Annotated in this window: 8 protein-coding genes; all 8 read left to right on the top strand. The window is 41.4% G+C overall.

Annotated elements, in window-relative coordinates; all coding sequences use genetic code 11:
• Nucleotides 1-1,542, top strand: a 1,542-nt coding sequence (locus LG34_RS06535) for an FMN-binding protein (RefSeq protein ID WP_109215379.1), incomplete at its 5' end; no start/stop codon positions are given.
• Nucleotides 1,543-1,565: 23 nt separating this feature from the next.
• The gene (locus tag LG34_RS06530) at nucleotides 1,566-2,003 is read left to right on the top strand and encodes an FMN-binding protein (RefSeq protein ID WP_109215378.1); all 438 of its coding nucleotides are present in this window, start codon (nucleotides 1,566-1,568) and stop codon (nucleotides 2,001-2,003) included.
• On the top strand, nucleotides 2,003-2,860 hold the full coding sequence (locus tag LG34_RS06525; RefSeq protein WP_242979821.1) for a 4Fe-4S binding protein: 858 nt from the start codon (nucleotides 2,003-2,005) through the stop codon (nucleotides 2,858-2,860). Before LG34_RS06530 ends, LG34_RS06525 begins: the two co-directional genes overlap by 1 nt.
• A 512-nt stretch (nucleotides 2,861-3,372) precedes the next feature.
• Complete coding sequence (locus tag LG34_RS06520) at nucleotides 3,373-6,168, top strand: FMN-binding protein (RefSeq protein ID WP_181369310.1); 2,796 nt, start codon at nucleotides 3,373-3,375, stop codon at nucleotides 6,166-6,168.
• 404 nt (nucleotides 6,169-6,572) lie between these two features.
• Nucleotides 6,573-10,271: a penicillin-binding Tp47 domain C-containing protein gene (locus LG34_RS06515; protein ID WP_146190198.1), complete on the top strand. Its 3,699-nt coding sequence runs from the start codon at nucleotides 6,573-6,575 to the stop codon at nucleotides 10,269-10,271.
• Between the two features lie 165 nt (nucleotides 10,272-10,436).
• Complete coding sequence (locus LG34_RS06510; protein ID WP_109215375.1) at nucleotides 10,437-10,703, top strand: type II toxin-antitoxin system Phd/YefM family antitoxin; 267 nt, start codon at nucleotides 10,437-10,439, stop codon at nucleotides 10,701-10,703.
• Nucleotides 10,696-10,959 (top strand): Txe/YoeB family addiction module toxin, encoded by a 264-nt coding sequence (locus tag LG34_RS06505; protein ID WP_109215374.1) that lies wholly within the window; start codon nucleotides 10,696-10,698, stop codon nucleotides 10,957-10,959. Before LG34_RS06510 ends, LG34_RS06505 begins: the two co-directional genes overlap by 8 nt.
• Before the next feature lie 29 nt (nucleotides 10,960-10,988).
• Nucleotides 10,989-11,171: a hypothetical protein gene (locus LG34_RS06500; RefSeq protein ID WP_109215373.1), complete on the top strand. Its 183-nt coding sequence runs from the start codon at nucleotides 10,989-10,991 to the stop codon at nucleotides 11,169-11,171.
• Nucleotides 11,172-11,223 lie beyond the last annotated feature (52 nt).

Raw genomic sequence — 11,223 nt, 5'->3', positions numbered from 1 at the left:
GCGATTACGGTTCTGAATGTAGAAGCGGACGATGCAGCATTTTTCAATCGTGCCAAAGGAGTCATTGACCGGATCATTCAGTCCCAGAATTTGGATGTGGATGTCGTATCCGGAGCAACTTACAGTTCCAGAGGTATCATCAGTGCGGTTAAAAATGCTCTGACCGGTGAGAAGGACAGTGGAAAAACAGCGGAAAATCCGGGAAAAGGAGAAGGTTCTACAACTGTGGCAGAAGTTGCAGATGCAGCAGCTTACAAAGATGGAACCTATTACGGAAGTGCGACCGGTTTTGCAGGTCCGATCAAAGTAAAAGTTGTGATCAGCGGTGGTAAGATTGCGTCCATCGAGATCGTATCCACTTCTGACGGCAGCAGCTATATTTCCAAAGCATCTGCCATTACCGGGAAAATCGTATCTTCTCAGAGCACGAATGTAGATACTGTGTCCGGAGCAACTTACAGTTCCGTAGGTATCATCAATGCGGTTCGTAACGCATTGGCACAGGCGGCAGTAGACGGAAGCACAGTACCGGCATCCACAGAAAATACAGAGCAGAACAATCAGCAGAATCAGTCTGCGCCGACACCATCTGTATCCGGAAATTTCCCGTATCCGGATGGAACTTATTATGGAACCGCAGAAGGATATCTGGGAGATGTCAAGGTAGCTATCGTGCTGAAAAATCATACGATCCAGTCCGTACAGATTCTGGAAAATGAAGACGATGCGGCATTTTTCAATCGTGCCTGTGCAGTGGTCAATAATATTGTGAAAAATCAGACAACAGGTGTAGATGTTGTGTCCGGAGCAACCTACAGCTCTAACGGTATCATCAACGCGGTTAAAGCAGCGCTGGAGTCTGCAAAAGCAGCAGCAAATCCGTCTAACGGAAATAATTCCAATAATGGAAACCAGAATAATAACAATTCCGGAAATAACAATGGCAATACCGGAAACAACAATAACAGTAATAACAACGGAAGTACAGAGAAGCCGGATGATTCCAACACAAATGCTCCGACTTATTATGCCGATGGCAGTTATACAGTGACTGTAAAGTGTGAGCCAGATGAAAGTGAGGATTTTGATGCTTACAATCTGACTGCTACGATTACTGTAAAAGGCGATAAGATTACGGCAATCAGTAATGTTTCTGGTGATGGAGACAGCAGCAATGACAGATACATTAACTGGGCTGCAAATGGAAGATCCAATAATGTTGGTATTATTAGCCAGATCATCGGTCTTGCAACCATTGATATGTCAAAAGAAAATGCAGAAACAACCATGAATGAAGCGATTGCGAATGTGGATGTGGTTTCCAGAGCAACCTGTTCTTCCCAAGCATTGAAAGATGCATGCAAAGAAGCCTTAAATCAGGCGCGTGCAAAATTTTTGGAGCAGAAAGATGATCAGAAAAATCTGGCAGATGTGAAAATGCCGGATGGAACCGATGAAACTGGTAACGCAGATACAGAACTGACAGACCCGGAAAATGATCCGCAGGAGGCAGCACAGGAACAGCTCCTGGAGACAGAATAAGTAAAGGATAGAAACAGGAAAATATGAAAAAGTTTATGATTCGTATTGTCAATGTATGTATGATCGTAGCGGCATTGTTTGGCTACAATCACGTTACGTTGGCGCATGAAAAGATTGATGCGGAAGCAAAAGCAGAAGCAGACCGTCAGAGTGCGGAGATTGCTGCGGAAGCTGGCGTAAACGGCGGCAATTATACAGATGGAACATATCAGGGAACGGCCACAGGATTTGGCGGTGATATTACCGTGGAAGTAACCATTGCAGATAGCAAGATCACAGACGTAGAGATTTTGTCTGCAGAAAAAGAGGATAGTGCTTATCTGACCATGGCAAAAGATATTATTCCGGAAATCATAGACGCACAGAGTGCAGATGTAGATACGATCAGTGGCGCAACGTTCAGCTCCACCGGTATCAAAAATGCGACGGCACAGGCGCTTGAGAAAGGCGGTACCAATTAGTGAAACAACCGAATAAAAAGACCATGAAAAAAATTCATGTGTGGGTGCGGGCAGTGATACAGTTATTGTATTTTCTGTTTATTCCGTCTGCCTATACAGCGGCGTTTAACGGCGTCAAATACATTTTTACCCAGATGGGAGCAAAAACACATCTGGAGGTGACTTCCTTTGTGGCAGCATTGATCGTGCTGTGTGTATACACAATCGTGTTTGGCAGATTCTTCTGTGGATTTGCCTGTGCTTTCGGAAGTTTGGGTGATGCAGTGCGGGCACTTTATGTGTTTATCTGCAAAAAACTGAAAAAGAAACCGATCACCATGAAAGCGGCAGTTGTGAAAAAACTGCAGGTAGTGAAATATTTCGTGTTGGCGATTATTGCTGTGACATGTTTTACGGGTGTATACAGCAAGGCGAAGGGATTCAGTCCGTGGGATGTATTTTCCATGCTGCATGCGCGTAATTTCAAATTGGGTGGCTATACCCTTGGCGTGGTATTTCTGGTGCTGATCGTTATTGGCATGTGCTTTCAGGAACGGTTTTTTTGCCGTGTTCTGTGCCCGATGGGAGCAGTATTTTCTATTCTGCCGGTATTGCCGTTTTCTACCCTGCGCAGAGACCGGTCTGAGTGTATCAAGGGATGCCGGGCTTGTACGATGAAGTGTCCGTCGGATATTGAGCTGGCGCCGGATACGGCACCGGAATTGTCAGGAGATTGTTTTCAGTGTCAGAAGTGTATTGATACCTGCCCGAAGGGAAATATACATACGGGGATTCGTGCACTGAAAGGCAATGAGATCTGGTATACGGTGCTTCGTGCCGTAATTTTACTGATACTGTTCAAGTTTGTCGGTTTATAAATAAAAGAAAAATGGAGAAATTTATCTCGCTCACTAGACGTTCACTACCTTCGTTTCACGGCGGTTTCATCGCGCTCGTTCTCGACTCCTATAAAAGCGGGTCGTCTCCCACTCGCGCAAAACCTTGTGAAACTCAGTCGTTCGCTTAATCGTTCGTTGAGATAAATTTCTCCATTTTTCATTTACGTTTTGAAGAACCGATAGTCCATATTTTAAACAAAAAACGAAAATGAGAAAGAAATTCAATAACGAAAAAGTTGAAAAAAGCTGTTGACAAATCCAAAGTTGTAATGATATAGTAACTGTCGTTAGGAAATACTAATAAAACACAAAACCAAATATTGAAATTCACGGTACAGAGTAACATCTGGTCGTGGACTTGGTAGAGACTTCTCCCGCATGCGGCACAGGACGCATACATGGGTGGAGTCTATTTTTTTGCAATAATTCGGAGCCAGGCAAATTTACAAGGGCAGGTACGAATCATCGCAAAGAAGGAAAAGGAGGATAACATGAAGAAGAGAAGAGAGTTTCTGACAAAAGCATTAGCTGGAGCCATGGTGGTAGCAATGACAGCCGGAACAATGCCGGTGAGCGCTCTTGCAGCATCCAGTGTAACAAAGACAAAAGATGGCACTTACACAGGAACCGCTACGGTTGTAGCAGATGAGGATGAGGATTTCACAAATTATCCGATCAGTGTAGATGTGACCGTTGCCGATGGCAAAATCACAGATGTAGCTTTTTCAGAGGAAAATCAGTTTTATGTAGATGGTGCAGATAGCACCGAAATAAAGAAAAATAAAAAGCTCTCAACGGAGGCGATGACAGAATTAAAAGATAAAATTATCGCCCAGAATGGTACTACTGGTGTTGACGCAAAATCTGGAGCAACATGCACATCAAAGGCAATGCTTGCAGCAGTAGATAGTGCTATTAACGAAGCACCAGAAGCAGTTAAAGTAAAATACGTGACCATGAACGTACCGTACACAGACTTTTACGCAGCTTACAATCTGACAGACAAAGCTGTTTGGCAGGTTGAGAATGGTTTAGACGCTGTTTCCACAGCGACAACCAATAAGTTTAAAGGCACAACAGGTCTTGCAAAAGGAACCTACAACAACGGCAAATATATCATGGGCGTGACCATGGCAGTTGCAGTTCCGGAAGAGACTTACGAAGCACTGAAAGCAGAAAATCTGACAGCGAATGACAATTATTACATGACAGATCTGGATACCGCTCCGGCAGCATTCAGCACCATGACAGTCAATGCAGATGGAACATACAGCTTCAGCAAACTTCAGGAAGCATCTGTTTCCGGCAACTATATCACAGTTGGAGAACTTGACCTGAATGCAGGTTACGGTGATTATCAGGTTACACTAGACGGACTTGGAACAGACGGCACTTTAAAAACAGGTGAGAATGAGACAACACCATATACCCTTTACGGAGCAATCCTGAATACCACAGAGGGAAAAACTTATGGAATGACTTGTCTGGAAAATCTGTGGCTTGGAACAAAGAGACCGAATGTGGAGATCGCGTGGTCCATCAAAGAAGGTCAGGGCCTGAAACGTGGACATGGCGCAGGCGATGAGTTTTATCAGTTCAGCGATATGAATGGTGCAACTTTAAAGAGCATCACACTGATCACAGATCTTGGAACCATCGAAGTGCCTTGCGGTGAGAATGGTCTGGAACTGACAAAATATTATGCAGGTGATCTGAGTAATTTACAGTATGCCATCGATAATGATTCTACAGAGCTGAGCATCAGTGGTATTCCCTCTGATTTGGAAAATGTGAAAATTTCTGTATCCGGTGGTCTTGCAACAAATGCTGAAATCAAAGACGGAAAAGTAACACTGAAAAAAGCACCGGAGGCAGGGACAACCTACACACTGACTATCAGCAGTTCAAATTATCCGGAAATTACAAGAACAATGTCCACACCAATTGTAGCAGATCAGGTGACAGAGCTTCAGAAATGGGTAGACAAAGCAAAAGCAACAAACGGATATGAGAACAATGCGGATTTGAAAGAGCATGTAGCAGAAGCGGAAGAAATGATCGCAAATAAAGAAGCGGCATCTGCAGACGCAGCAGAACTGATCAGTGAGCTGACAGAAAAAGTCAAAGCAACTTACTCAACTGTGGAAATGGAAGCGACTGTAAAAGGTAATTACATTGGAATCGCATTGAAAAATGTATTTCTGGAAGACCTGGAGAATCCGACTTATACATTATCTGTTCGCCAGGGAAGAGGAAGTGTAACGGTAGCAGAAGGCAAGTTAGATGCACTGGATCTTACACTGGAAAAAGAACTGACAGCAGGAACGGAATATACACTGACCATCGTAAGTGATAATTATCAGGATGCACAGATCAAAGTTACAGCAGAAGAAGCAGAAGCAGATTACAGTAAAGTATACGATGCAATTGACGCAATTCCGGATGATCTGAGTGTTTACACAGAGGAGAGTGTTGCAAACTTGCAGAAAGTACTGGAAACGGTTGATTACAGTAAGAAAGTAAGTCAGCAGTCAGAGGTAGATGCTTATGCAAATGCAATCATAGAAGCAACAGCAAAACTTGAGAAAAAAGCAGTAACTCCTGTAGCTCCGACACATGCAGACGGACTTGCAAATGAGAAAGCTTCTGATGGAAACTGGTACTATTATGTAAATGGAAAAGTTGCAACAAATGTGACAACTGTTGCTAAGAACGTAAACGGCTGGTACTATGTAAAGAATGGAAAAGTAGATTTCTCAGCAAATACTGTAGCAAAAAATGAGAATGGCTGGTGGATTATCCGCGGTGGAAAAGTAGACTTCTCAGCAAATACCGTAGCGAAGAATGAGAACGGCTGGTGGTACATCCGAGGAGGAAAAGTAGACTTCTCAGCAAATACCGTAGCCAAGAACGAAAATGGCTGGTGGAAGATCACAAACGGTAAAGTGGATTTCGGTTACACAGGCATTGCAAAAAATGAGAATGGCTGGTGGAGAATCGTAAACGGCAAAGTTGATTTCAACTGCAACAGCGTAGAGAAAAACGAAAATGGCTGGTGGTATCTCCGTGGCGGTAAAGTAGACTTCTCCTACACAGGAGTAGCAAAAAACGCAAATGGCTGGTGGAGAATTGAAAACGGAAAAGTGAACTTCAACTTTACCGGAATCGCAAGCAACCAGAACGGATCCTGGTATTTACAGAACGGAAAAGTGAATTTCAACTATAACGGAAAAGTAAAATATAATCATAAAACTTATACGATCCGTGGAGGAAAAGTCGTAAAATAACAAAAAGATATTATGGTAAATTACAGACAGATTTTCAGTTGCTTTTCACTTGAGCAAGTAGCGAAAGCGGATTGCGAATGTCTGCTTTACTTCTGAAATTTATCAAAAATGAAAGAGAGTAAATCTTAAAACAGGGATTTACTCTCTTTTTGATGTTAAGAGAAAAGATTATCAATAAACATGGTTAATGAGAAAAGACGTTCGATATTAATGAGAAAGTATTTCAATAAAAGGGAATGTGAAAAAAGTGTGTTGACGTTAACTGAAACTAATGCTATCATAACCGCCGTTAGATAGTGCTAATGGAAATTGCTCGTTGCTAAGATGAGTTAGAGGAAAAAAGTTTGTTGGTACAATCGGATGATATTTTTGATTTTGAAAATGAAAAATATAAGGAGGAATTTATGAGAAGAAAGAGACTTTCAATGAAAGTAGCAGCAGCAATTCTTGCAGCAGCTACATTTATGAGCACCTACCCGACTGCTGCATTTGCAGTAACCAAAAGTCAGGTAGCGGCAGATGGCGTAAATAATGCAACTACACATGTAGAATCAGATGACGAGTGGAGCAGTTATGATGTGACTGTCGGAGTGACTGTTGAGGACGGAAAATTTAAAGAATTTCTGGTAACTCCGACGAATGGATATGAGGCATCGGGAGATTTTGGAAGTAAAACATATTTTGAAAAAGCAGTGAATGGAACAACAAAAAAACCGGATATGGGAATCAAAGCTCTGGTTGGACAGCCGGCAACACAGGAAAGTATTGATAACTGGTTTACTGCAAATGGATATGATACAAAATCAGGTGCTACAATTACAAGAACAGCAGTAAAAGATGCTGCAAAAGAGGCTCTTTCTAAATTTGAAGAAGCAAAGAAAGAGGATGTGAAACAGGAAGCTTATGTTCTGATGAACATTCCATATGCAGCATTTTATGCAGCAGAGGGTGATTCCGATGTAGATGCAGTTTCATCCGCAACAAAGATGAAAACCAGAGCATCCCTGGCAGCCGGTTCCTATCATGTAAACAATGACGGATCAGATATCAGTGGTATCACATTCCCTGTAAAAGTAAGTGATCTGGCAGCATTGACAGGAAAATATACGCAGATTACAGATGAGAGTAAAGTTGAGATTACTACAAGTATCAAGGGAAAAGAGTCTACCACAACTTATGTGGGAAAAGATGCATTGTTTGAAAGTGCAGATTACTCCTATTATGTACTCAGCGAAGCTCCATCTTACTATAAAGAGCTTACTGTAAACAAGGACGGAGCACTCAGCTTTGGAGCAGTGAAGACATCTTCTGCAACAACGTTAGATAATGCAAACGGTACATTATCTACTTCTACGAAATATGGTGATTATCAGCTTGATATCGAAGGACTTCCGAAAAATATCAATACGGTATACGGTGTCACAATCAGCACAAAAGAGGGTGACAGCTACGGATTACGTCATGTGGAGAATATCTGGAAAAAAACAGAACTCGCATGGAGTACGGGATTTGTAACAGAGTCACATGGCTGCCAGCTTTCTTATGCAGACTATGTATCCATGATGGGACAGACTATCAATAATGTTACTTATTACACAGATGCCGGTGTATATAACATCCCAATGAACCAGTATGTTCCGGTAAAATTTGCAAATACAGTAGCAGTTGAGAATGCTTCTGCTGATGCAGGAAAGACAACAGTAGCTATTACAGGATTGCCATCTGATTATGATGCGGTATACAGTGTGGACGGATTGAATAATGTTTCTGTAAAAGATGGTGTATTAAGCTTTGATAAGAGTGCTACAGTTGGACAGTATACTTTGAAAATTACAGATAAGAGTGGTAAATACGCAGATCTTTCTGCAACATTTGAACTGACAACAGACAAAGCAGTAGCAGCCTATGACAATGCAAGTGACAGTCTTGTTGCTGCAAAAGATGCAGCAGCAGATGATCTGAGTGCTTACATTAAAAATATTAAAAGTGTCAATGTAAATGGCAAAGATTATGCTGCATCCGGAAAAAAATCTGTTACGATCATCAACAAAGACGGCTCTTTAAATGAGTCAGCAACTCCGTTTAAAGATGCAAAGCCGGGAGATGAGTTTACTGTTTCTGTAAAAGCAACCGGATATGCAAATGATTTCACATTTACTTATGTAGTTCCGGAATACACTTATGTATATGCATCTCTTTCTTATGCTGAGTATTATGCAGCAGAGAAGGTTCAGAATGCAGGATCTACATTATCTTCTGATACAATGGATACAAACGGTGAGTATGATAAAGGCGCATTTGACGTTGTTACCCGTGCGACAGCAAACCACGGTCTCCACAGAGGAAGTTTCCAGCAGGATGTCGTGATCTATGACACAGATGGAAATGAGTATGAGCCAGTTTCCTGGACAGATGCAAATACCGCAATTTTAAAAGATGGAAAGACACTTGTAAAAGCATCTGACAGAAAAACAGGTATTACTACATTAACAGTAGATGGAAAAAATGCTACATACGATCATTATGTGATCAAAGGAATCAAATATGTTCCGGTAAAAGTAAAAACAAAAAATCTGGAAGCGTTCAAAAAAGCTTACAGTGTAGTAGAAAATGGTGAAAAACTGTCTGGCGGATATTCTGAGAATAATCTGAAGAGTTATGAAGCAGTTGCAGCTGTAGATGCCAATACAAATGGCCTGAAAACTGTTTCCATGAGTGCAGACGGAAGCTTCAGTTTTGGAGTAGCAGCAATTGGCACAACATCCGGATTGAAAGATACGGAATTAAAGACAGCAGACACAGCTAAAATGGGTGTAGAAGTTGTAAGCAGCAGCAAATTTGGTGATTTTCTCCGTGTGGATCTGACTGAGAACTATGGTGATCTCGGAGCAGCAATGCAGTCTGTAGAGTGGACATATTATGGCAATGGCGATAAAGCTATTGCAACATATGGAACAAAATTTGCAGCGGATAACTGGATGCATAAAATGATGGGAATTCAGCTCGGACTGACAGATTCCTTAAGATGCCAGCTTCCGGAAGGAACTGACGGAACAGGAAAATGGGTAGTGACCATTCATGCACTTGGTTATGCAGATACAAATGTAGAAGTAAATGTGACTGCAGATGATATTCATACTGCAACACCGGTAAGTGACACAAGCAAACTGGAAGCAGCAATCAAAGCAGCAGAAGCTTTGAATAAAGACGATTACACAGAAAAAACCTGGAGTGGTCTGGAGGCAGAACTGAAAGAAGCACAGGACGATCTTGCAAATGCTGCAAAAGGCAAAACAAGTCAGGAAAGCGTAGATGAGTCTACAGCACATTTAAATGCAGCTATTGCAGCTCTTGAAAAAGCAAACAAATTTACAGGTCTTGCAAACTCCAAAGCAGCAGACGGAAACTGGTACTATTATGTAAATGGCGAGATCGCTACAAACGTAACAACAGTTGCTAAGAACGTAAACGGCTGGTGGTATGTAAAGAACGGCAAAGTTGATTTTAAAGCAAACACAGTAGCTAAAAATGAGAATGGCTGGTGGCTCATCCGTGGTGGTAAAGTAGACTTTTCCGCAAACACCGTAGCTAAGAACGAGAACGGCTGGTGGATTATCCGCAATGGTAAAGTAGATTTTTCCGCAAATACAGTAGCCAAGAACGAGAACGGCTGGTGGAAGATCACAAACGGCAAAGTAGATTTCTCCTACACAGGAGTAGCAAAAAATGCAAACGGCTGGTGGAGAATCGTAAACGGTAAAGTAGATTTCAACTGCAACAGCGTAGAGAAAAACGAGAACGGCTGGTGGTACATCCGCGGCGGTAAAGTAGATTTCTCCTATACGGGAGTAGCAAAAAACACAAACGGCTGGTGGAGAATTGAAAACGGTAAAGTTGATTTCAACTGCAACAGCGTAGAGAAAAATGCAAACGGCTGGTGGAGAATTGAAAACGGTAAAGTAAACTTCAATTTCAACGGTATTGCACAGAATAGCAACGGCTGGTGGTACATCAAAGGTGGTAAAGTAGATTTCTCTTACAACGGAACTGTTAAATCAAACGGTAAAACTTATAAAGTTGTAAATGGAAAAGTAAGAGTATAATAAGCGTCTTTACTTCCTAAGCAAATGAATTAAAAATCCGGTTTCGGGAATTTCCCGGAGCCGGATTTTTTGTGTAAATTAGTAAAAAGTTGCTTATAACACTTGACGTACAGTTTCCTGTACAATATAATATAAGTACAGAAAACTGTACGGAGGTGAAACATTATGTTAGCTGTTAATTATACAAATTTAAGGGATAACATGAAAAGTTACATGGATCAGATAACTGACGATTATGAAACAATGATTGTTACAAGAAAAAATAACAAAAATGTTGTGATGATGTCAGAGGAAGCATATAACAATCTGATGGAAAATGTTTATGTTATGGGAAATAAGGCTAATTATGACTGGGTGATGGAGTCTAAGGCTCAGCTGGAAGGAAAGAAATTTTCATCTCATGAGCTGTCTGAGGTAGAAGAGAATGAATAAAGTATTTACAGATAATGGATGGGCAGATTATGTTTACTGGCAGACCGAGGACAGAAAGACCTTGAAAAAAATTAATAATCTGATTAAAGATATTGATCGGAATGGAAATGAAGGAATTGGTAAGCCAGAACCATTGACAGGAACATTATCTGGATATTGGAGTAGAAGAATCAATGATAAGGATCGTCTGATTTATAAGATTGATGATACAACGATTTATATTTTGGCTTGCAGATATCATTATAGTGATAAGTAAATGCGTCAGCAGATTAAAAATCTGCTGACGTGACGACCGGGGATTTTTATGGATACTATTCCAATAAAGAAGCATTATTCGCGGCATTAGTGGAAGAACATGCGGCGGCTGTCATGGGCTGTTTTATGCAGGCACAGGATAATTTTGAACAGCTTTCAGGCGAGGAGCAGAATGAGCATCTTTCGGATGTAGCCGGTTCCTGTATGGAATGACTTCTGCAAGTGGTGAGTAATAACAAGTCTTTCTCAGTGGGAGTACAATCTC

Source organism: Eubacterium ramulus (genome assembly GCF_003122485.1).
Classification (GTDB): domain Bacteria; phylum Bacillota; class Clostridia; order Lachnospirales; family Lachnospiraceae; genus Eubacterium_I; species Eubacterium_I ramulus_A.
The sequence above is the reverse complement of the archived record's forward strand: the minus strand, read 5'-3'. Positions and strand labels throughout refer to the sequence as shown.

Bases quoted from the DNA above. Each gene is read 5' to 3' on its own strand.
- LG34_RS06530 (WP_109215378.1), top strand. From the start codon at position 1,566: ATGAAAAAGTTTATGATTCGTATTGTCAATGTATGTATGATCGTAGCG.
- LG34_RS06520 (WP_181369310.1), top strand. From the start codon at position 3,373: ATGAAGAAGAGAAGAGAGTTTCTGACAAAAGCATTAGCTGGAGCCATG.
- LG34_RS06515 (WP_146190198.1), top strand. From the start codon at position 6,573: ATGAGAAGAAAGAGACTTTCAATGAAAGTAGCAGCAGCAATTCTTGCA.
- LG34_RS06510 (WP_109215375.1), top strand. From the start codon at position 10,437: ATGTTAGCTGTTAATTATACAAATTTAAGGGATAACATGAAAAGTTAC.
- LG34_RS06505 (WP_109215374.1), top strand. From the start codon at position 10,696: ATGAATAAAGTATTTACAGATAATGGATGGGCAGATTATGTTTACTGG.